Below are 22,276 nucleotides of genomic sequence, written 5' to 3' on the forward strand. Positions count from 1 at the left end.
AAACAGATTTTGCACCGTACTTTTTTAAATCTATTTTTTTCATAACTATTTATTTTTTAGTGATAAGTCTGGTTAATCAATTCTATTAAAATAGAGGTGAAATTAATTTATATAGGCCATGTCTTTTCCAAGCCTATATCGCCAGGACTCTCATGACCATTATTCCTACTATTGATCGTATCGATGCACTTGCTTCCGAATATGCAGACAAATCACCTAATGAAATTTTGGCACTTGCCCTGAGCCAGCAAGGTGAAATCGCGATTTCATTTTCTGGTGCCGAAGATGTGGTATTGATTGATATGGCCTCTCATCTGGGGAAGCCGTTCCGGGTATTCAGTCTGGATACTGGCCGTTTACATGCAGAAACCTATCAGTTTATTGAAAAGGTTCGTCAGCATTATAATATTGATATTGAGATCTGTTTCCCGGAAACTGAGGCTATCCAGCAACTGACTACTGAAAAAGGCCTGTTCAGTTTTTACCGGGATGGTCACCAGGAATGTTGTGGAATCCGCAAAGTTCAGCCACTACGTAAAAAGCTGGCCACGTTGGACGGATGGATTACCGGTCAGCGTAAAGACCAAAGCCCGGGCACACGCAATGAAATTCCTGTAGTTCAGGCAGATCCAGGTTTTTCCGGTCCCGGAAAGCAGCTAATCAAATACAATCCTCTGGCAAACTGGTCCAGTGCTGATGTCTGGAGTTATATCCGCATGATGGAAGTGCCTTATAATGCCCTGCATGAAAAAGGTTTCGTTTCAATTGGCTGTGAACCCTGTACCCGCCCTGTCCTGCCAAATCAGCATGAACGTGAAGGTCGCTGGTGGTGGGAAGAGGCCACCCACAAAGAATGCGGGCTGCATGCCGGCAACTTGAAAAAGTGATCTAGCATAACCACCGACTCATCGGTGGTTTTTTTGTAAACGAAACATCTACAGAAAAATCAGTACCTTTCCACGACAAAACCGCTATACTTTGTAATGTCTATATTAATAATTCTAACAAGGTTGTTCGGATCAGAGCAGCTGAAGAAACTGCAGTGAGGCAATTTACGCTATGCGTCCATTACACCCGATTGATCTTATTTTCTTGACTTTAGAAAAACGACAGCAGCCTATGCATGTAGGTGGGCTATTTTTATTCCAGATTCCCGATAATGCACCCACTTCTTTTATTCAGAATCTGGTGAGGGATATTCAAAATTCAAAATCTACCCCTATTCCACCTTTTAACAACTATTTAAACGGATTATTTTGGGATGAAGACCAAGAGTTTGATTTAGATCATCATTTTCGTCATATTGCGCTGCCAAAACCGGGCCGTATCCGTGAACTGCTCACCTATATTTCACAAGAACATAGTGCCCTGATTGATCGCGCCAAACCTTTATGGACCTGCCATATCATTGAAGGTATTGAAGGTAACCGTTTTGCCATGTATTTCAAGATCCATCATGCCATGGTGGATGGAATTGCCGGCATGCGTCTGGTAGAAAAATCACTTTCATTTGACCCCCATGCCAAGAGTATTGTACCGCCGTGGTGTGTAGAAGGGCCACGTGCCAAACGCCTGAAAGCACCCAAAGTGAATGGCTTTAAAAATGTCTTGCAAGCCATTAAAGGACAATTGGAATGCGTGCCGCGAGTCGCTTATGAGCTGTCGCAAACCGTCATGAAAGATATGGGGCGTAATCCAGATTATGTGTCCAGCTTTCAGGCGCCAAGCTGTATTCTGAATCAACGCGTCAGTGCTTCTCGTCGTTTTGCCGCCCAGTCTTTTGAGTTTTCACGTTTACGCCATATTTCCAAGACATTAGGCGTGACCATTAATGACATTGTCCTCGCCATTTGCTCTGGGGCATTACGTGAATATTTATTATCACAAGATGCCCTGCCGAAAAAACCGTTAATTGCTATGGTTCCGGCTTCGCTGCGCAGTGATGATTCCGATATATCCAACCGTATTACCATGATTCTGGCCAATCTGGGTACCCATAAAGAAGACCCGCTGGAACGGCTCAAGATCGTACGTCGCAGTGTACTCAGTGCCAAAGAGCGCTTTAAACGTATGAATGCCAATCAGATTCTAAACTATAGTGCCTTTGTTTATGGTGCAGCAGGTCTGAATATTGCATCCGGTTTAATGCCGACACGTCAGGCTTTTAACGTGATTATTTCCAATGTGCCAGGACCACAAGAACCACTTTACTGGAATGGTGCGCGCCTTGAAGCGCTGTATCCTGCCTCCATTGTGCTCGATGGTCAGGCACTCAATATCACCATGACCAGCTATTTAGACAAACTGGAAGTTGGCTTGACCGCATGTCGGAATGCCTTGCCGAAAATGCAGAATTTGCTAACGCATCTTGAAGAAGAAATTCAACGATTTGAATTCATTATACAGGGCGAACCCGCCCCAAAGTTACAGGCGGTGAGCTAACCGCAGATGAATAAATAAAATAGCCAGGCTGACAAAGAGAATGATAATTTTTGCCAGTCCTTGCCAAAGAATAAAGGGACCAGATTGGTCCCTTTTCTTTATTTTTTAAATCTTTCTGATTTTTTTAGAATTTTTGGAGGATTTTCCTAGGTAGAAGAAAATCTCTTCAAATGATTTTTGCCCGCTTAGAAAACCGAAAACAAGATCATCAGCTTTTAATGGTACGGCACTGTTGCAGTAATTGATGACAGGCACTACGAATCATACTTGCGGTAATCTGAACTTCATTACCGCGTTCATCTACGATATAGCCTGCATGTACAGTCTTTGGTTCTAATACGTGTTTTAGGCCTTTATTGATTACTGCTTTACTCATATTCATCACACACTCCTTTTGCTAAGCCTGAAACTGGGAGAAACGGCTTTGGCTAATTCATGCATCTAGTATTGTAAATAAAGGCCCCGATGTAAAATTTCAGATGTAACAAGTGTTTAACGATATTCTGTTACAATTTCAGCTGAGAATGATATCGTATTGCTCTTGCGTATAGAGATTTTCCACCTGGAACTTAATCACGCGATTAATAAAATGCTCCAGATCAGCGACAGCCGGCGCTTCCACTGTTAACAAGCGATCAATAACAGCTGGATGCGCGACAACAGTAAAGCCACTCTGTGACTCATAAGCACGGGCATAGCGTAGAATTTCCCTGAATATTTCGTAACATACTGACTCGGCTGTTTTAACATAACCCCGCCCCTGACAGGTCGGACAAGACTCACACAGCAGATGCTCCAGCGATTCACGGGTCCGTTTCCGGGTCATTTCCACCAAGCCAAGTTCTGACACCTGAGTAATCTTGGTTTTGGCATGATCACGTTCCAGCATACGTTCAAACTGTTTCATCACTTCTTCACGATGCTGCGCTTCCTGCATGTCAATAAAATCAATGATGATAATGCCACCGAGATTACGCAAACGTAACTGACGTGCGATAACCTGCGTCGCTTCCATATTGGTTTTAAAGACGGTGTCTTCCAGCGAACGGCCACCAACATAAGAGCCAGTATTGACATCAATCGTAGCCATGGCTTCGGTCTGGTCAATCATTAAATAGCCACCAGACTTGAGCGCAACCCGGGTTTGCAATGCCTTCTGCAGATCTTCTTCGACATTATACAGGTCAAAAATTGGCCGTTCCCCCGGATAATGCAGCAAACGGTTTTTCATGTTCGGAACGAATTCTTCGACAAATTCCTGCAGCTTGGCATGAATCTCCCGTGAGTCTACATAAATTTTGGCCGTTTCTTCATTGGCCAGATCACGAATGACGCGTTGCGGCAAAGGCAATTCTTCAAAAATCAAAGAAGGTACCGCAATAATCTTTTGCTTGCGCTGGATGTATTCCCAGAGTTTGGCCAGATAAGCCATATCCTGCGCGATGGCTTCTTCTTCAATCCCTTCTGCCGCAGTACGCACAATCACTGAGCCCGGCAGCTTGTGCTCCACCTGAATCCGCTCAATGATAGAACGCAAACGATTACGCTCTTCTTCGGATTCAATCCGTTGCGATACCCCAATATGATTGCCATATGGCATCAAGACCAAATAGCGTGAAGGAATAGACAGGTCAGTAGACAGGCGTGCGCCTTTGGTACCGAGCATATCCTTCATGACCTGAACAGTGAGGGTCTGTCCCGGTTGCAGTAGCTCAAAAACATTCGGGGTTGGCTGATTGCGTGGCCAGACCATATCATTGATATGCAAAAATGCAGTACGCGAGAGTCCGATATCTACGAAAGCGGCCTGCATCCCGGGTAAAACCCGCACCACTTTTCCTTTATAGACATTTCCTACCAGACCACGCTTGGCGGTACGCTCGACAAACAGTTCATTGACCGTGCCGTTTTCAATTAACGCGACCCGACATTCCATCGGTGTGACGTTAATCAACAACTCGTCAGACATAAATACACTCAAAACATTATAAGAATTCTTTTTCAGCAGTTAATTTAGTGCCTTAACCGTCTGTAATAACTGTACTGTTTCATATAAGGGCAAGCCCACCACATTGGAATAACTGCCCTGTATTTTTGGAATATAACGTGCAGCAATTCCTTGAATTGCATAAGCCCCGGCTTTACCCAAAGGCTCACCTGTCGCCCAGTAACTTTCCATATCTGCAGCGCTCAGGATTTGAAATTCGACCTGTGTACGCACCACTATACTGTATTTTTCACACTTTGTACGAACACAGACGCCACTATACACATCATGCCATCGACCAGAGATTTTTGTCCATATTTCAATCGCATGTCCTTTAGATTCAGGTTTGCCCAAAATCTCCTGATCGACCCCTAAACTGGTATCCGCAGCAATAATGATGGCATCCGGATAGCGTTCGGCCACGGCATCCGCTTTGGCTCGTGCCAGACGCTCGACATAAGCAGCGACTGTCTCGCCCTCTTGTACCGATTCGTCAATTTCTGGACTATAAATATCAAATTGTAGCCCGAGTTGCTGTAACAACTCGCGACGTCGTGGTGAGCTGGAAGCTAGAACTATATGCGCCATTTTTTCAGCATATAATAAATTACTGGCCAGACCAGAATACTGGTGAGCATCGGAATCCAGTGCCGTGCAAAAGAAAATTGCATCCCGGCCATAATCTGGGCAAAAAAGATTATCAGCAAATACGCCACAATCGCCAGCCCCATAATCACCCAGAGATTATTGAAGGTCAGGATACGGCGTTCGCGGGTCAGAAAACGGGCTAAAAAGGCGATAATGATAAAGCTGAGTGCATTCAGACCCAAGGGGGCATCTAGCAGCAAATCCATAAAAATACCGGTGCCGAAGGCAAACCAGATTCCGCACCAGGTTGGCTGGCACAGCACCCAGAATAGCATGATCATCAGCATGAACAGCGGACGCCAGCCCGAGAGATTATAGGAAAGTGGATAGACCATTAAAATGGAAGCTACAATCACCGAAATGACAATAGCCATTAAAGGATCACGATGCTTTCTAGACTTCATCCTAGCGATTGACATGCGGTTGCTCCATCGCTAATGAATCGGAAAATAACACCACCACGTGATGTCCACCGGCCAGCTGGGCGGCAGGTGTGACATCAATCTGGGCAAACTCTCCGGAATTATGCCGTTGTACTTTAGACACCTGCCCCACCAGATAACCTGCCGGAAAATGTTGTCCCAAGCCCGAACTATAGACTTTTTCACCGACCTTGATATTGGCACTGGTCGGCACATATTCCATTTTCAAACGTCCCAGATCACCTGTGCCCGAGACAATGGCACGCATGCCCGTACGTTCCAGACGCACTGACAGTGAATGCTCTTTATCAGACAGCAGCATGACCCGGCTACTATGCGGATAGACATTGATAATCTGTCCCATGATACCCTTGTCGTCCAGTACCGTTTGCCCGACTTTTAGCTGGCTTTTAGCACCCCGGTTGATCACGATAATATGCCGCAATGGATCGGCATCGGTGCCAATCACTTCCGCAATTTCGATACGTCCATCAATGATTAGCGGTGTGTCCAATAGACCGCGCAAACGGGTATTTTCGGCAGAAAGTTCAGAGATTTTTTGTAAGCGTACCTGTGCCTGTAACAGCTCGGCCTGCATCGCGGTATTTTCCCGGCGCAACTGAGCTTCAGACTTGGTTTGTTGATTTAACCACTCTCGCGACAATACCGGATAACTGGCCACCGCATAAATAGGATTATAAGCAGCGTACAAGACATCCCTTGCAGGTTGAACAACATGTGGCATGCGCCAATCAAAGAAAAGCACCACCAGGCATGTCACCAATGCAATGATAAAAGAGCGAAAAGATGGCGGTTGTCGAGAAAACAGATGTGCTTGCACCCGCCGGATCCTTTTCTTAGCCTACGAATAACATGTCATGATTTGGGTTGTCGAAAAATTCGAGGACCTTGCCGCCACCGCGTGTCACACAAGACAGTGGATCTTCTGCAACCACAACAGGCAAACCGGTTTCTTTAGCCAGCAGCTTGTCCAGGTTACGCAGCAATGCACCACCACCGGTTAACACGATACCGCGTTCGGCAATGTCCGAAGAAAGCTCAGGAGGCGTGTGTTCTAGTGCCGATTTCACCGCAGCAACGATATTTTGCAATGGATCAGAAATGGCTTGGGTAACTTCGTCAGAATTAACCACGATTGCGCGAGGCACACCTTCTGCGAGGTTACGGCCACGAACTTCAATTTCAAGCGGTTTAGCGCCTTCATCTGGCAACGCCATACCCACTTCTTTTTTGATCACTTCAGCCGTGGTTTCGCCGATCACACAGCCATGCGCTTTACGCACATAGTTAATGATCTGCTCATCAAATACATCACCGCCAATACGTAAAGAATCGGCATAAACACAACCCTGCAGCGAGATAATTGCAATTTCAGTGGTACCACCGCCCACATCAACCACCATCGAACCACAAGCCTGCTCGACTGGCATCCCTGCACCAATCGCTGCTGCCATTGGCTCTTCGATTAAACGCACATCACGTGCGCCCGCATTAAACACGGCTTCACGAATGGCACGGCGCTCAACCAGGGTCGATTTACATGGCACACAGACCACGACACGCGGTGCCGGAGTAAATAAACGGTTTTCATGTACTTTGCGAATGAACTGATTCAGCATGGTCTCAGTGACTTCAAAATCCGCAATCACACCGTCTTTCATCGGACGGATCGCTGAGATATTGGCTGGGGTACGACCTAGCATTTGCTTCGCTTCAAGACCGACTGCCGCAACAATTTTATGTGAACCACTATGACGGATGGCTACAACCGTCGGTTCATTTAATATAATGCCTCGTCCTGGCGCATAAATAAGTGTATTTGCTGTACCTAAATCAATGGCAAGATCGGGCGAAAACAAGCCTATTAGTCGTTTTAGAATCACGGGGACGTTCTCAGTTAAACTTTATATGGACGCAAGGTGGCCACTTTAACTAAATGTGATGATTTGGACAAGTCAATCGCTTATCATAACGCATGATAATTTGAATTTTTTTAATACTGATTAGGTAATATTATGTCTACATCGGATGCACAGCATTCTGCAGATTTAAGTGCAGAAACAGTTTCAGCTATTGCCAACCTTGCACGGTTATCTCTCAATGATACGCAATCTGCTGAATATGCTCAAAGTTTAAATAAAATTTTAGGCATGATGGAAACCCTGAAAGGCATCAATACCGATGGTGTTGAACCCCTGAAAAGCCCTTTCGACCACCCTCAGCCGCTACGTGATGACGTGGTTACCGAAACCAATCATCGTGAGCAATACCAAGCAGTTGCACCAGCTGTTCAGGATGGCTTGTACCTCGTACCGCGCGTGATTGAGTAATTACTACCCAGTTCATTCTTTTTATTAAATTAAACGTAAAGAATTATTTCTCATGACAGATTTACATCGCTTATCTATTCGTGAACTTAGTGAAGGTCTGGCAAATGCCCAGTTTTCATCTCGCGAATTGACTGAACACTACTTAAAGCGCATTGCAAAAATTGATGCACAGGTCAAGGCTTATGTGACGGTAACTGCTGAACAGGCATTGGCTGAAGCTGATGCTGCCGATGCTGCAATCAAATCTGGTAATGCCTCTGCCCTGACTGGTGTGCCAGTTGCCCACAAAGACATTTTCTGTACCCAGGGCATCAAGACCACTGCCGGTTCTAAAATGCTGGACAATTTTATCTCTCCTTACGATGCGACCGTAGTAGCGAAAGGCAAAGCTGCGGGCCTGGTCACTTTAGGTAAAGTGAACATGGACGAATTCGCAATGGGTTCGACCTCTGAAAACTCATACTACGGCGCAACGGCTAACCCTTGGAACCTGGGTCATGTCCCTGGCGGTTCTTCAGGTGGCTCTGCAGCAGCTGTAGCAGCCGATCTTGCTCCGTTTGCAACTGGTACTGACACCGGCGGTTCTATCCGTCAACCTGCGTCATTCTGTGGCCTGACCGGCCTTAAACCGACCTATGGCCGAGTATCACGTTTCGGTATGATTGCCTATGCCTCATCACTGGATCAAGGCGGTCCGATGGCACGTTCGGCAGAAGACTGTGCTTACCTGATGAATGTGATGGCCGGCCATGATGCCAAAGATTCAACCTCAATGGACAAAGACGTTGATGACTATGTGGCAAATCTGAACGCCACATCTGTAAAAGGTTTGCGCATCGGTATTCCAAAGCAATACTTCAATGTGGAAGGTCTGGATGCAGACGTAAAAGCACGGGTTGAAGAATCCTTAAAAAAACTGGAAGACATGGGCGCAATTCTGGTTGAGATTGATCTCGATATGACAGAAAGCTATGTGCCGACTTACTATCTGATCGCGCCTGCTGAAGCCTCTTCGAATCTGTCACGTTATGACGGCGTGCGTTATGGCTACCGTGCAGAAAACCCGGTGGACCTGATGGACCTGTACAAGCGTTCACGTTCAGAAGGATTTGGTGCAGAAGTGCAACGCCGTATCCTGATTGGTACGTATGCCCTGTCTGCAGGTTATTACGATGCTTACTATGTAAAAGCACAGAAAGTACGCCGCCTGATCCAGCAAGATTTCCTCAAAGCATTTGAATCTGTCGATGTCATCGCAGCACCTTCTGCGCCAACGACTGCCTATAAAATTGGTGCGGATTTAACGCCAGTTGAAATGTACCTGGGCGATATTTATACGCTTGCGGTAAACCTGGCAGGACTTCCTGCGATTAACGCGCCTGTCGGTTTTGACCAGAACAACTTGCCAGTTGGCTTACAGCTGATTGGTACTTACTGGTCAGAATCTCAATTGTTGTCTGTGGTACATCAGTATCAACAGGCCACAGATTGGCATACACAACGCGCTGCAATTGCTGAGGAGAACGCATAATGGCTCAAGCTCAAAAATCGGCTAAACCGAAATCCAACCTGATTGATGGCTGGGAAGTCGTTATTGGTATCGAGATTCACACTCAGCTTGCCACCAATACCAAAATTTTCTCAGGTTCATCGACTGTTTTTGGTAATGATCCAAACACCCAAGCCAGCCTGGTTGATTTAGCTATGCCGGGCGTATTGCCGGTATTGAACAAAGAAGTGGTTGATCTTGCGATTCGCTTTGGTCTGGGTATCGATGCTTACATCGACCAGGCTTCTGTGTTTGCGCGTAAAAACTACTTCTACCCGGATTCTCCAAAAGGCTATCAGATCAGCCAGATGGACAACCCGATTGTGGGCTTGGGTCATATCGACATCCAGCTTGAAGATGGCACGGTTAAACGCATTGGCGTAACCCGTGCGCATTTAGAGGAAGATGCAGGCAAATCGATTCATGACCAGTTTGAAGGCATGTCTGGTATCGATTTAAACCGTGCCGGTACGCCACTACTTGAAATTGTTTCTGAACCAGATATGCGTTCGGTTGAAGAAGCGGTTGCTTATATCAAAGCGATTCACACGCTTGTGCGCTGGTTAGGCATTTCCGACGGTAATATGGCGGAAGGTTCGTTCCGTTGTGACTGTAACGTGTCTTTACGTCGTCCGGGTCAACCCTTCGGTACACGTTGTGAATTGAAAAACCTGAACTCATTCCGTTTCATTGAACAGGCGATCAATGTTGAAATTGAGCGTCAGATGGAAATTCTGGACTGGGATGGCACCATTGATCAGGAAACGCGTCTTTTCGACCCTGTGAAGATGGAAACCCGTTCGATGCGTTCGAAAGAAGAAGCGAACGATTACCGCTACTTCCCTGACCCTGACTTGTTGCCTGTAGTGATTGCAGATGAGCAAATCGAAGCAATTAAAGCAACCATGCCTGAGCTGCCTGCTGCACGTCGTGCGCGTTTTGTAGCGGACTTTGGTGTGACTGAGTACGATGCTCACGTGCTTACACTTACTCGTGAAATGTCAGAGTTTTACGAAGAAGTCGTCGTTGCTGCTGGTGGCCCTGCACAAGGTAAGATTGCGGCAAACTGGGTGATGGGTGAATTCTCAGGGGCGCTCAACAAAGCAGGCTTAGATCTTCAAGAATCTCCTGTATCGGCAGAAAAACTTGGTGGAATGATCGCACGTATTGTGGACAACACGATTAACGGTAAGATCGCGAAGCAAGTATTCGGCTTTATGTGGGAAGAAGGCAAATCTGCGGACGAAATTATTGCTGAGAAAGGCTTGAAACAGGAAACTGATACAGGCGCAATTGAAGCAATCATTAAAGACGTGCTTGCTGCGAACGAGAAGATGGTTGAAGAGTATAAATCTGGTAAAGAGAAAGCTTTCAATGGTCTTGTTGGTCAAGTAATGAAAGCAGCAAAAGGTAAAGCCAACCCTGCACAAGTAAATGAATTAATGAAAAAATTAATTGGTTGATCTGATTAGTTTAGAAAAAAACCCGCTTTAGAGCGGGTTTTTTTATATAATCACTTGATTAAAAATCAGCATAAAGCCATTATATGTCAAATACTTACTTTTTTTGCATTAGTGCAGGCCAAACTATCACTAGAAAAAAGAAAACCCCATTTTCTTTAAAACATCGTTATTTAAACTATGGCTTACTTTCTCTAGCAACCCTATTGAAAGAGCAAAATATTCCCGCAGTACAAATTCAAGGATTATTTGATAGTCCTCAACAAACCCTTCAAATTTGCCTTGATAAATATAATTTTTTAAAATCAGATTATCCACTTTTTTTATCTATACCTAGTTTTTATGCATTAGAATGGGCTCAAGAGTTTATTAAACTGATATACCAAATTAAGCCTAAACAAAAAATTATAGTTGGGGGACGTTGGGTAATTGGCAATTCTACACAGAATATTAAGGCGAACCTTCCACCAGTCGATCAGATTACGACAGGCTTAGGAGAAGTTAAACTACCTGAAGTACTTTCAAGATACAGTATGCTTTTCATAAAAAAAATATCGACACATTATCAACTCAACTATGAATTATTGCATGACAGTCAACTCTATCAACCTAGTTTCGAAGTATCTCGTGGATGTGGCAAAGGTTGTGCTTTTTGCCAAGAAAAGGATGAGCCCTTAACCCCATTGAAACCAGTAGTAGAACTAATAGCAGAAATTAAAAACTATATCTCCTTTAATAAATCTGATGACATTACTCCTTATTTTGAAACTTCCATGTTTACACCTAATCGTAAATGGTCAATTCAATTAAAAGAAAAATTAGTAGAAGAAGGATTAAAAATTAGATGGCGTACTGAAGCAAGAATTGACTCTATTAAACCTGAAAATCTTGATCATCTATCTGAAGCGGGGTTATCAGTATTAGATTTAGGTTTAGAAAGTGCATCTCATCAACAACTGATATCAATGAAGAAAACTAAAAATCCTCAACAATATTTAGATAGAGCTTCTAAATTAATAGTTAAAGCTTTTAATCTTGGGATCAAAGTCAAAATTAATATTTTATTATATGCTGGTGAGACAAAGAGAACCTTGAAAGAAACCGAGGAGTGGCTTGAGAAGCATAAAATTTATATTACTGGTGTATCTGTAGGTCCAGTAACAATATATGGTTGGGACGAAGATACAACATCATATATAGACGAATTAAAATCTCTTGGTGCTTCTATCTCACATTTCTCAACAGGTATTAAATATTTAAATTTAAGTTCAGAAATTAATTTTGAAGATTCCCTTCAACTATCAAGACAATTGAGTAAAAAATTTATGACTCAAGAAGATTTCTTTTTCCTTAAGTCATTTTCATATTTGCCAAGGAATTATAAATACGAAAATTTTTTAAGAGATTTAGAAACAGTAAATGACAAAAATGATTTAAGTTTTTCTATCGATTAGATTATAACAACCATAATCAAAAAAGTATCCTCTATCAACAAGCTCGAAGACTTAGGACGTATTCAACTTTCAAAGCCCTTCTTTATGCGTGGTTAGCACCCTCACCCCCTTGCGAACTCAAAATATATTTTGAGGATTCTCATCCCGATGGAAGAAGGAGCTTTCATTACGAATTGAATACCGCCATATATTTTGTAATGGATGTTCCCTCTCCTGAGCGAGTTTTAAAGCACTGCTTTTAAAACGAAGCGCAAGTGAGGGTTAGGGCGAGGTGATTAAGTACCCAGTTCATAATCCCAACTTATTCAACAAATCTGGCGTCAAAAAAGTCTGTGCAACACGATTTAAGTCGATATAACGCAGCACACCTTTGAGCTGATTATTGATTTCAGGATTCTTTAAAATTTCATCGCCTGTAGCTCTACCTAATGCCTGAAAACTATCGCCCACCGCCGGCAAACCTTCCGCCTGAATCACCGCTTTGGTCTGTGCTGAACATTGCTCCACTAAAATGCGCTGCAACACCGAGGCCAGATTCTTGTCTAATGCTTCCTTTTGAGTAGCGGTCACATTGCTAAAAGCCTTTAAGTCGGGATGATTACCCAATGCCACAAAGGTCCATTGCAACACTGTCGTTTTATCGGTGGCTGTGGTGGATTTCATCAAACAGTCACTGAGCTGATCCACCGTTGGGCCAGCTATTGCAACCTGAGTCGCCCCAAGCAAAGTCGTTGCCAAGAATACTGCACGAAGACAAGATGAACCTTTCAAATTCATATCCATTTCCCTTTTCATCAGCTCAAGCTGCTTAAACAAAACAGCTTCTTTGTATCATGTAAAAGGCAGGCAAGCCTGTTATGACTCTGTAACCTAAAATCATGAACAAAAAAATCCCGACATCAGTCAGGATTTTTTCAGAATCTATTGATTCAATAACATGATTACCAAATTTTGATGCGTTTTTCTTCCGGTAAATACATGCCATCGCCCTGCTTCACCCCAAAGGCTTCATAGAATGGGTCTTGGTTCAGTAAGGTTGCACGCCCCCGAATAGCTGATGGTGAATGTGGATCAGTTTTAACCAGCTGTAATGCCATTTCAGGACGCATTTTCGCACGCCACGCTTGTGCCCAACCCAAATAGAAACGCTGATCGCCACTAAAACCGTCGATCTCAGGTGCAGGTTGTCCATTTAAAGACAATTTATATGCTTCGTATGCCACCGCTAAACCGGAATTGTCGGCAATATTTTCACCTAAGGTTAATTCACCGTTCACCTTATAGCCAGGCAAGGCATCATAGGCGCTGTATTGTTCCACCAAGGCTTTGGTTTTGGCTTTGAACTTTTCATTATCCTCTTCCGTCCACCAGTTTTTCATGTTGCCTTCGGCATCAAAACGACTCCCCTTATCATCAAAACCATGGCTAATTTCATGCCCAATAACGGCACCAATCGCACCATAATTGACCGCATCATCGGCTTTCATGTCAAAGAATGGTGGCTGCAAAATGGCAGCAGGGAAAACAATTTCATTCGACAACGGATTGTAATAGGCGTTTACGGTTTGTGGCAGCATATGCCATTCTTCGCGGTCAACTGGCTTGCCCAGCTTGTTCATTTCGATGTCATAAATAAAACTGTTGGTACGCTGAATATTACCGATTAAGTCGCCATCTTTAATATCTAACTTGCTGTAATCACGCCATTTATTTGGATAGCCAATTTTCACACTGAAACTTTTCAGTTTACGATGTGCCTGAACTTTGGTGGTATCGCTCATCCAGTCTAATTTATTGAGATTTTGCTCAAACGCCAGCAATAAATTGTCGACCAATTTTTCCATACGCTGTTTTTGTTCAGGCTGGAAATGTTTTGCCACATACACTTGTGCCAGACTTTCACCCAGAATCGCATTGGTCAAATCGACACCGCGTTTCCAACGCGCACGTTGCTCAGTCACTCCACGTAAGGTTTTGCTATACATGTCAAAGTTTGCATCGGCATAAGGTTGGCTTAAATATGCTGCATTGCTATTAATCAGGTGAAATTTAAAATAGGTCTGCCATGAATTAATCGGTGTTTTTTCTAAAATTTGATTGAGATCTTCAAAATAACTTTTTTGCGCCATAATCACGGTTTTGGTTTTTTTATCTAGGCCTGTGGCTTTAAAATAGGTTTTCCAATCAAATGCCGGCACTAAAGTTTTTACATCTTTGAGTGCATAGACATTGTACATTTTTTCTATATCGCGATTTTGCACGCTGTCCCATTGCACTTTGGCAATGTCGGTTTCTAACTGCAAAATTGTCTGCGCATGTGTGCTTGCTTCAGCTTCTATTTCACCAGAAAGCATAAGCAGTTTTTCGATATATTTCACATACGCTTCACGTGCTATTTTTAATTTTTCATCGTCTTTTAAATAGTAGTCACGATCAGGTAAGCCTAAACCGCTTTGTCCCATCATTACCGCCATTTGATCGGACTTTTTCAAGTCTTGCATCACACCAAAATCAAAAGGTGTGGTGACTCGAGTTTTCGCAAATTCCGCGACCAACAACGTAAAGTCTTTTGAGGTTTTCATAGCTGCAATTCTGGCTAAATCTGCTTTAAGTGGCATTAAGCCTTTAGTATCTAAAGTCTTAGTGTCCATAAAGCTGGCATATAGGCTACCGACTTTTTGTTCATTGGTTCCATAAGCGGATTTTGTTTTGGCCAGGTCTTCGACAATGGCATGCAACTGCTGAGTCGAATTTTCACGTAACTGGGTAAATGCACCCCAGTTTGGCATGTCAGATGGAATATCTTCGTGTTCTAACCAGTGCCCGTTCACATGTTGATAGAAGTCCTGTTGTGGAGCGATTTTTTTATCAAAGTATTGCTGGTTTACACCTGAGCTTAATTGTTGCGCCACAACAGTTTGATCTGAAGCATAATTTGCAGTTGAAACCAATAATAAAGCACTAACTAGTGTTGTTTTTAGAAAAATTTTCAAAGCTGACTATCCTTGCGCTTCACTGCGCAGTTTAATTTAAATATGTATGTTGATTTTATGATCAGACACTTAAGTCCTTATACGATAAGCAGCATATATGCCAATCTCTAAAAAAACGTTTGGCTCTATATAATACTCTTTTACAGAAAAACAGGGCTGTTTTCAGACTCACGGCCCCGCTTTTTAACCGCTACCAGATGGATATCCGTTTTTCTGGTGGCAAATACATCTTGTCACCTTCTTTAATTTCGAAAGCCTCATAGAAACTCTGTTGATTACGTACAGCGCCATTTCCACGCACGGGTTCCGGGGCATGGGGGGCAAGATTCAGACTATTCAACAGATATTCAGGATTACTCTTGCTGCGCCATACCTGTGCCCAGCCCATATAAAAGCGCTGATCCCCACTAAAGCCATCAATGACAGGTGCTGGCTGACTTTTAAGGGATAATCTATAAGCCATATGTGCGACCCCTAGCCCCAGGTTATCTGCAATATTTTCACTTGTATTTAATTCAGCATTTACCTTGTATCCGGGTAATGCTTCATACTGTTTATATTGCTCGACCAAGGCTTTGGTACGTTCATTAAATTTTTTACGGTCATGCTCGTTCCACTTTTCTCCACCCTTACCTTTTGCATCAAAATGACTGCCCTTATCATCAAAACCATGACTAATCTCATGTGCAATCACAGCGCCTATGGCCCCATAATTGACCGCAGGATCATGGCTTGTATCATAATAAAATGGAGGCTGCCAGATTGCCGCTGGTAACACGATTTCATTGAGTTGGGCGTTATAGTAGGCATTTACCGATTGCGGCAACATGTACCAGGTTTCCGGATCAATGGCCTGTCCTACCTTGTCCAGTTCACGTTGAAAATTTAACATTAGGGTACGCTGGATGTTTCCGATCAGATCATCTTTACGAATATCCAAGGCTGAATAGTCGCGCCATGTTTTTGGATAGCCAACTTTGACATTAATACTATCCAGTTTATGTCGCACTTCTCTTTTGGTATCCGCTCCCATCCAGCTGGCCTGATCAAGTTTTAGATGAAATGCTTTACGGATATTTTCCACCATTTCCAGCATGGCCGGGCGTTGTGTTTCATCAAAATACTTTTCTACATAAAGCTTGCCAAGAACATTCCCTAAAATGCCGTTGGTCAGTTCAAGAGCAGATTCATCACGTGGAGAACGCGTTTGGATTCCATTCAAAGCAGTATCATAAAAATCAAAATAATGTTTCTGAAAAACTTCAGTTAAATATGGTGAATAACTGTTGATCAAATTAAATTTCAAATAGGTTTGCCAGGTTTCGATCGGAATGACCTTCCATAATTCGTCCAGTTGTCGTAAATAATCAACCTGAGAGATAGCAACCTCTTTTCCCATACCTTTTAGGCCTAGTTCTGAAAAACAACTCATCCAGTCAAAAGAAGGCATGAAGGTAATAACATTTTTAGGTGCAAAGACATAGGCTTTCACCTCATCATGGCGTAACTCCGTGGCTGACCAGCTAATTTTTGCCAATGCCTTTTCCAAAGCCAGGATGGTGCGTGCATCTTCAATCGGCTTGGGCTGACCGGCAAAATTTAAGGTATTGGCAACATACAGCAGATAAGTATTCCGAAGTTCCTGATGGCGTGGTTGCTCGCTCAAATAAAAATCACGGTCAGGCATGCCCAATTCACCCTGCCCCACAAACATCATAGCCTTTGAAGACGCTTTTCGGTCCTGATGAAAATCGGTAGAAAATGGCAAGTTCAGGTCAATTTTTTCTGCATAGGCAAAGAATTCTGCCAGATCTTTTTTAGTCCTGATATTTTCAATCCGCTGCAAGTCTTGTTGTAATCCTGCTAACCCAATGTGTTCCAGACGTTTGCTATCCATATAACTGGCGTATAAATCTGCGACTTTTTGTTCATTGCTGCCTTGCGGATGCTGCTTTTTAGCCAGTTCATTAAAAATGGTAAATAACTGATGACTTGACTTCATACTCAATTCGGCAAATGCACCTGATAGGGCCTGATCTTCAGGAATCTTTGCAGTTTTCAGCCAGTTTCCATTTACGAACTGATAAAAATCCTGCTTTGGGTCTACTGTCCTATCAATAGAGCTAAGATCAATTGCTGACTTTAAGTAAGTCGTAGTCACTGCATGATTCATTGGTGAAGCTAGAAATGCACCCATAAAAATCAAGTGACTTAAAATATATTTTCTCAAGCGATAAATCTCATTATTTTATATGGTTGAAATCAATTGGTTTTTATTTTTTAATGCATTGTCCTCTATATTCAAAACTGAATAGTTTTAAGCAAAGGATGTACCAATATAGCTCATTATATATGGTTGAATAATCTTAAATTTAATCAACAGAAATAATAAATAAATTCCAGATAATGACTACTACCTGATATGAAAGCTTCTTTTTACTTCTGACCTACTAAATTTTTTAATATCACCATACCAGTCATTATTCATTTTTCTAACCCCATAAAAGCAAAATATTTTATCAGTTTTAGAGCTATTTTTAATATTCTCTATCTTGGTGCTTATAAGCATAAATCAAACTATTTTTCATTTCGATCGCCTGAAAAAGAGATACACGCTCTCTTTTTCAGGCACTAAAATTTTCACGAAAAGATCTTAAAGTTACTTGATCTGTCTTAACATATTTTTTGCACCACTATGATTATAGTTATTGGCTAAATTTTGCAGAATCCGCTTGGATTGAGCTTTAGCATTCGGGAAACGGCTGGCATAGACCGGAATACTGTTCAGGCAGCGCGCGACCAGCATCCCTGATTCAGTATAGACACGGGTCCCTTCTGTACCCTGCAATTTTCCATAATTATAGGCACGCTGTGCGTTGTTACAGGCATTGTTAAGATTCTTGCCGCTGTTAATATCACGACGTGCCGCCACATAACTTTTCATCTGTTGTTGCTGAGGTGTTTCTGCCACCACAGCGCGAGCTGATGCTGCCAGCTGTCTTTTTTCTGCTTCTTTTTTCTCCAGCTCTCTTCTTTCTAATTCTTTGCGCTCTACTTCTTTTCTCTCCATATCTTTGACCGCTAATTCTTTAAGTTCCTTGGTATTCTTTGCAGCAGAAGCTTTATTAGTAGTGGTATTTTTGAGCGAGGAAGCCATATTTTTTTCAGCTGCAAGCTTGGCTTTAGGACGATAAAAATTTTGGGCTTTGGAAAGACTCATAAGTTGGGTGAGTAATCGAACACTGCGCGTCTGGCTGGTTTTATCAACCTGCCGCTCAGAAATCGGCTCAATCGAAACAATCCAGCTTTCTGTCAGATCATCCATACGACACTGATAGGCACCACTTCCCTGGACAACACCTCGATTGCTGCTCAATCGTTTGCGTTGAGCCACATCTGCTACAGCATTAAAAGTACTTTTGTACAGCAGAGAAAATTTACCGCCCTGTTCATGACAATATTGCGTCAGTATGGACCGAGGATACATCGCCTGAGTGGTATTATTTTTCTGTGCTTGCCCCCAAAGATAAATATAATCTTTTGCACTACCATCACGTTGATTTAAAGCCCGTTTGGCAATTAGCTCGTCAGGACTGGCAAAAGGATGTAAAACCTCTGTTTTCAACCGGTTCATGCTATTACAACCGACTAAACTCGCTACCCCTATTATTAGAATAATTACTTTTAGCTTCTCAGCAAACATCTCAACCCCAAACCCCTGTATAACAAAGCGAAAATAGCACAAAACCATAAACACAAGATATTGATAATTATAAAATTTAAACGGTAAAAAAATACATATCCGTCTCAAGTCTGCTAATTGTGCCAAGCTTCACATGATAAAAATTGACACAAGTATCATTATTAACCCAGATCAAATAATAAACAATACTATATAGGACTCAAGAAAAAGAAAGAAAAAACACATAAAAAACTGAAGAAGGCGGTGATTCCTTCTTCAGCGGCTTATTCAGATAACGCTACAGAGCTTTATTATTATGTGTAATAAAAATTACCTTTTATCCACTATAGCATTGCCTGAACAAGATCAGCATAAGAATAATTTCCTCAACGTACATTTTTTATTTTTATACGTGAACCACTGGAAATTAAACACCATCTTGGCTGGCCATTAGGATTCTAGCCAAGAAAAAAATAATTGAATACCCCAATATTAGGAGGTTCTACAACTATTTTTCCGGTTCATTTAGATTAGGGTTGGATCGTTATTTTCCATTGGATTTTGTGAACTAAATCACAATAAACAAAAGCCAAACTTAACTCTGTTTGGCTGATAAAGTACACTAATAATATGAGAAAAAATTAATCGATATGTGATTCAAATGCTTTCAAACGTTTATAGATTGACATGAGTTCAATAATGGTAGGCCATGACAATATCAAATACTGGAAAGATTCGCGGACTTTGCCAAACACGTTCAGGATTTGCATCATCAAACCCAGCGTAATAGCACCCGCCGCAATACTTGGAAACAGAATAAATAATCCGTAAATATTGTCTAACTGCAAATACCAGATCCGCACCATATTGAAATAAGCATAATGAAAATACAGCCTGAAATAATTCCAGCGTACCCGGCTAAACAGTTCTTGTAATGTCAACGGATGTGCCCGATCAGCATAATCTTCGCCATATACCAGCTCTTTGCGATATGCTGCCTCAACTTTCTGGTTATTGAACTCCAGTCCGGGCAGTTTCATTCCTACAACCATTAAAATGATCGTACCCAATAGCGCCCAGCCGATTGAGGCCCACATTAAAGCATGTGGTATTTCTCCCACAATTGGCAAGACCTTCACGTGACTAGATAGCTGATACAAGATCGGAAGGAAGGCCATTAGTAACATAAGTGCTTCAATCAGCGAAACACTCAACTGTTCCGTAGTTTTAGCAAAACGCATGGTATCTTCCTGGATACGCTGCGATGCACCTTCAATATGGCGTAATTGCTCCCAATGCGCGGTATAATAGTTATTCATCGCAGTACGCCAGCGAAAGACGTAATGGCTAACAAAAAACAGGTTAAATACGGCCAAAGTGACATAAACTATTGCAATATAAATAAAGGTTAATGCCCCTTGATAAAGCAATGACACATCACCGCCGCCTTTGGTGAGCATCTGTTGGATCTGGTCATAAAATGGACTGTACCATTCGTTTAATACCACATTTACCTGCACTCCAAACCAGATATTAAACAGGATAAATGCCGAACCCCAGACTGACCAGCGCTGCCATGGATGTCTGGCTTTCCAGTACCAGAACAGGGCAAATATAGCAGTCGCAATGCAATACCAGAGATAGAACCAGATAAATTGGTCCGACCAGAAACGACCGATGCCTATCGTAAGTTTTTCATCAGGAGAGCCTTCAGGGAAACCCAGATAAACGCCCCATCCTGATCCGCCACTATGCCAAAGCACAAGATTAATGATAAACCACAAAATCAGACTACTAAAAAACCAGACGGGTTGTGGGAAAAATGACTTAAACATACCGACACAGCTCTCCTTATGTTTTTTGGTCATTCAAATAATCCATATTTTATTCTTATTGCGGATTTTTACTGTTATAAAGCATTATTTTTAAATTTAGTGTAAAAGACAGGAGGATACTTGTTCTCTGAAAGCTTATTTTTAGCTGTCAACTCTGCATGATAATTCTTTTTCGTATATTCTCAGTTACTACCCGCTAACTCTTCATAGTAGGGGAGTAAAAAGTACAAAGATCATAATTTTTTTGAACTTTTCCCTCTGCGCAAATTTTCTATTTTTATTATTTGTCGGGTTTCTGTAAAAAATCTAATACATCTATACTCTGAAAAAGTGGGTTGAAAATCATGTATACCGCATCTCTTCTGGAGATTCCTCTCTGAATGGCCGTATTTCTCTTTACTTAAACAAGTCATTGATCGAGTTCTCAGTTTTTTGAAGAAATGGTTAAATTTTCAAAAATCATGCTATGATTTAATTATCGAAAAGTAATCTTATTTTGGAAAAGCTATGGAAAGTTCGGTAATTGAATTACTCAAACCAGTGACGCTAAGAAAGGAAAACTGCGATCCTATTATTTTTGAAGCAGGCACTGTTTTGAAAGTTGTCATGCAGACTCCAACCAGTCTTCTGGTGAGTAATGATGATGACTTTAACTTTACAATTCCTTTAAAAGACGAAAATGAGGTCTGGAGAGAAATCTGAGTATTTCCCCTCCCCCCATGTTGATGATTGGGTTGTATCAGGTATTGGCGCTTTAATTTAAATGGTACGACCCCCAACTTAGCCTCCCTCTCATAGCTTATTCATTATTTCTTAAAACTTATTCTCTCGCTTGTAATGCCCTGCATATACTCATTCTAAAGTTATTCATTCCTTCAAAAAATATTTATGAAATTCATTTATTTATTAATAGTAAAAAATTAGAAATAGTCATTTTTTGATCTTTTTTGTTAACTTTATTTTCCTAAAAAGTCCATTGCATCACTCCTGTCTCTTTAGCACAACTTTATCCAACTGCTTTTCCTCATCTAAAGAATGAGAACTTTCAAGTTATTTATGGTCGACAAATAACAGTTTACAAACTTGCCTTTTCTCAAAATATTTATACCTTATGGTAAAATACATAGACCAGAATGAAAAAATCAACCTTGACTCTCAATTTACCAGGCTGCTTCAGCTAAATAAATTTAAAAAATTAATCTGTAAAAATTTTATAATGAAAATCTTCTTCTATGATTTATTTCAGTAAATAATCTTTTTCTAGATTATTCATTAACATATAAAATCTTTATTTTTCATAAACTTAATCAATAAACTATTTTAAATAAAAAATTTAAAAATATTAATACTTAAAAAAATAAAAATATTTAAAAATAAAATATATCCTTGAATAAATATATTTATTATCCAAACAATACTCATTATTAATATAATAGGAACAATTATTAAAATA

The 22,276-nt window shown here is 41.7% G+C and carries 18 protein-coding genes; 7 read left to right on the forward strand and 11 right to left on the reverse strand.

What is annotated here, in order from left to right; genetic code table 11:
- The first annotated feature begins 152 nt into the window (after positions 1–152).
- Together AY607_RS01865 and AY607_RS01870 are read left to right on the forward strand one after the other, a co-directional pair.
- The gene (locus tag AY607_RS01865) at positions 153–887 is read left to right on the forward strand and encodes a phosphoadenylyl-sulfate reductase (protein WP_064101588.1); all 735 of its coding nucleotides are present in this window, start codon (positions 153–155) and stop codon (positions 885–887) included.
- 172 nt (positions 888–1,059) lie between these two features.
- Positions 1,060–2,442, forward strand: coding sequence for a WS/DGAT/MGAT family O-acyltransferase (locus AY607_RS01870; protein WP_064095709.1), 1,383 nt, complete (start codon positions 1,060–1,062; stop codon positions 2,440–2,442).
- Between the two features lie 208 nt (positions 2,443–2,650).
- On the opposite strand, the gene AY607_RS15005 is transcribed toward AY607_RS01870, so the two are convergent.
- From AY607_RS15005 to AY607_RS01895, 6 genes are all read right to left on the reverse strand, one after another.
- Positions 2,651–2,824: a PA1571 family protein gene (locus AY607_RS15005; RefSeq protein ID WP_171255259.1), complete on the reverse strand. Its 174-nt coding sequence runs from the start codon at positions 2,822–2,824 to the stop codon at positions 2,651–2,653.
- A gap of 132 nt (positions 2,825–2,956) precedes the next feature.
- Positions 2,957–4,411, reverse strand: coding sequence for a ribonuclease G (rng, locus tag AY607_RS01875; protein WP_064101589.1), 1,455 nt, complete (start codon positions 4,409–4,411; stop codon positions 2,957–2,959).
- 39 nt (positions 4,412–4,450) lie between these two features.
- A complete protein-coding gene (locus AY607_RS01880; protein ID WP_064101590.1) occupies positions 4,451–5,017 on the reverse strand; it encodes a Maf-like protein in 567 nt (188 codons plus the stop codon).
- Entirely contained in the window at positions 5,005–5,496 is a 492-nt protein-coding gene (mreD, locus tag AY607_RS01885) for a rod shape-determining protein MreD (RefSeq protein ID WP_064101591.1), read from the reverse strand. The genes AY607_RS01880 and mreD overlap by 13 nt, the downstream gene beginning before the upstream one ends.
- Positions 5,483–6,340 (reverse strand): rod shape-determining protein MreC, encoded by an 858-nt coding sequence (gene mreC, locus AY607_RS01890; RefSeq protein ID WP_064101592.1) that lies wholly within the window; start codon positions 6,338–6,340, stop codon positions 5,483–5,485. The genes mreD and mreC overlap by 14 nt, the downstream gene beginning before the upstream one ends.
- Before the next feature lie 16 nt (positions 6,341–6,356).
- The gene (locus AY607_RS01895) at positions 6,357–7,403 is read right to left on the reverse strand and encodes a rod shape-determining protein (RefSeq protein ID WP_064095714.1); all 1,047 of its coding nucleotides are present in this window, start codon (positions 7,401–7,403) and stop codon (positions 6,357–6,359) included.
- A gap of 132 nt (positions 7,404–7,535) precedes the next feature.
- Here AY607_RS01895 and gatC point away from each other — a divergent pair, with 132 nt between their 5' ends.
- The 4 genes from gatC to AY607_RS01915 all read left to right on the forward strand — a co-directional run bounded on the left by gatC (position 7,536) and on the right by AY607_RS01915 (position 12,313).
- Positions 7,536–7,850: an Asp-tRNA(Asn)/Glu-tRNA(Gln) amidotransferase subunit GatC gene (gene gatC, locus AY607_RS01900; RefSeq protein WP_064095715.1), complete on the forward strand. Its 315-nt coding sequence runs from the start codon at positions 7,536–7,538 to the stop codon at positions 7,848–7,850.
- A gap of 52 nt (positions 7,851–7,902) precedes the next feature.
- On the forward strand, positions 7,903–9,381 hold the full coding sequence (gene gatA / locus AY607_RS01905) for an Asp-tRNA(Asn)/Glu-tRNA(Gln) amidotransferase subunit GatA (protein WP_064101593.1): 1,479 nt from the start codon (positions 7,903–7,905) through the stop codon (positions 9,379–9,381).
- On the forward strand, positions 9,381–10,862 hold the full coding sequence (gatB, locus tag AY607_RS01910; RefSeq protein WP_064101594.1) for an Asp-tRNA(Asn)/Glu-tRNA(Gln) amidotransferase subunit GatB: 1,482 nt from the start codon (positions 9,381–9,383) through the stop codon (positions 10,860–10,862). The genes gatA and gatB overlap by 1 nt, the downstream gene beginning before the upstream one ends.
- Positions 10,863–10,945: 83 nt before the next feature.
- Positions 10,946–12,313 (forward strand): B12-binding domain-containing radical SAM protein, encoded by a 1,368-nt coding sequence (locus AY607_RS01915; RefSeq protein WP_064101595.1) that lies wholly within the window; start codon positions 10,946–10,948, stop codon positions 12,311–12,313.
- A gap of 288 nt (positions 12,314–12,601) precedes the next feature.
- Here the strand turns inward: AY607_RS01915 and AY607_RS01920 are convergent, their stop codons facing one another.
- From AY607_RS01920 to sbmA, 5 genes are all read right to left on the reverse strand, one after another.
- The gene (locus AY607_RS01920) at positions 12,602–13,090 is read right to left on the reverse strand and encodes a hypothetical protein (protein WP_064101596.1); all 489 of its coding nucleotides are present in this window, start codon (positions 13,088–13,090) and stop codon (positions 12,602–12,604) included.
- A gap of 164 nt (positions 13,091–13,254) precedes the next feature.
- Positions 13,255–15,306 (reverse strand): M13 family metallopeptidase, encoded by a 2,052-nt coding sequence (locus AY607_RS01925; RefSeq protein ID WP_064101597.1) that lies wholly within the window; start codon positions 15,304–15,306, stop codon positions 13,255–13,257.
- 190 nt (positions 15,307–15,496) lie between these two features.
- Positions 15,497–17,503 carry a M13 family metallopeptidase gene (locus AY607_RS01930; protein ID WP_227509944.1) on the reverse strand — a complete coding sequence of 669 codons (2,007 nt, stop codon included), beginning with the start codon at positions 17,501–17,503 and terminating at the stop codon, positions 15,497–15,499.
- Positions 17,504–17,965: 462 nt separating this feature from the next.
- Positions 17,966–18,940, reverse strand: a complete 975-nt coding sequence (locus AY607_RS01935) for a hypothetical protein (RefSeq protein WP_064101599.1) — start codon at positions 18,938–18,940, stop codon at positions 17,966–17,968.
- A gap of 689 nt (positions 18,941–19,629) precedes the next feature.
- On the reverse strand, positions 19,630–20,823 hold the full coding sequence (gene sbmA / locus AY607_RS01940; protein ID WP_064095814.1) for a peptide antibiotic transporter SbmA: 1,194 nt from the start codon (positions 20,821–20,823) through the stop codon (positions 19,630–19,632).
- A gap of 507 nt (positions 20,824–21,330) precedes the next feature.
- Between sbmA and AY607_RS01945 the strand changes: the two genes are divergently transcribed.
- Positions 21,331–21,525 carry a hypothetical protein gene (locus tag AY607_RS01945; RefSeq protein ID WP_064095723.1) on the forward strand — a complete coding sequence of 65 codons (195 nt, stop codon included), beginning with the start codon at positions 21,331–21,333 and terminating at the stop codon, positions 21,523–21,525.
- Positions 21,526–22,276 lie beyond the last annotated feature (751 nt).

This window comes from Acinetobacter sp. SFA (assembly GCF_001647535.1).
GTDB lineage: Bacteria > Pseudomonadota > Gammaproteobacteria > Pseudomonadales > Moraxellaceae > Acinetobacter > Acinetobacter pecorum.

Bases quoted from the DNA above. Each gene is read 5' to 3' on its own strand.
- AY607_RS01865 (WP_064101588.1), top strand. From the start codon at position 153: ATGACCATTATTCCTACTATTGATCGTATCGATGCACTTGCTTCCGAA.
- AY607_RS01870 (WP_064095709.1), top strand. From the start codon at position 1,060: ATGCGTCCATTACACCCGATTGATCTTATTTTCTTGACTTTAGAAAAA.
- AY607_RS15005 (WP_171255259.1), bottom strand. From the start codon at position 2,824: ATGAATATGAGTAAAGCAGTAATCAATAAAGGCCTAAAACACGTATTA.
- rng (WP_064101589.1), bottom strand. From the start codon at position 4,411: ATGTCTGACGAGTTGTTGATTAACGTCACACCGATGGAATGTCGGGTC.
- AY607_RS01880 (WP_064101590.1), bottom strand. From the start codon at position 5,017: ATGGCGCATATAGTTCTAGCTTCCAGCTCACCACGACGTCGCGAGTTG.
- mreD (WP_064101591.1), bottom strand. From the start codon at position 5,496: ATGTCAATCGCTAGGATGAAGTCTAGAAAGCATCGTGATCCTTTAATG.
- gatC (WP_064095715.1), top strand. From the start codon at position 7,536: ATGTCTACATCGGATGCACAGCATTCTGCAGATTTAAGTGCAGAAACA.
- gatA (WP_064101593.1), top strand. From the start codon at position 7,903: ATGACAGATTTACATCGCTTATCTATTCGTGAACTTAGTGAAGGTCTG.
- gatB (WP_064101594.1), top strand. From the start codon at position 9,381: ATGGCTCAAGCTCAAAAATCGGCTAAACCGAAATCCAACCTGATTGAT.
- AY607_RS01915 (WP_064101595.1), top strand. From the start codon at position 10,946: ATGTCAAATACTTACTTTTTTTGCATTAGTGCAGGCCAAACTATCACT.
- AY607_RS01920 (WP_064101596.1), bottom strand. From the start codon at position 13,090: ATGAATTTGAAAGGTTCATCTTGTCTTCGTGCAGTATTCTTGGCAACG.
- AY607_RS01930 (WP_227509944.1), bottom strand. From the start codon at position 17,503: ATGGGTGCATTTCTAGCTTCACCAATGAATCATGCAGTGACTACGACT.
- AY607_RS01935 (WP_064101599.1), bottom strand. From the start codon at position 18,940: ATGAACCGGTTGAAAACAGAGGTTTTACATCCTTTTGCCAGTCCTGAC.
- sbmA (WP_064095814.1), bottom strand. From the start codon at position 20,823: ATGTTTAAGTCATTTTTCCCACAACCCGTCTGGTTTTTTAGTAGTCTG.
- AY607_RS01945 (WP_064095723.1), top strand. From the start codon at position 21,331: ATGGAAAGTTCGGTAATTGAATTACTCAAACCAGTGACGCTAAGAAAG.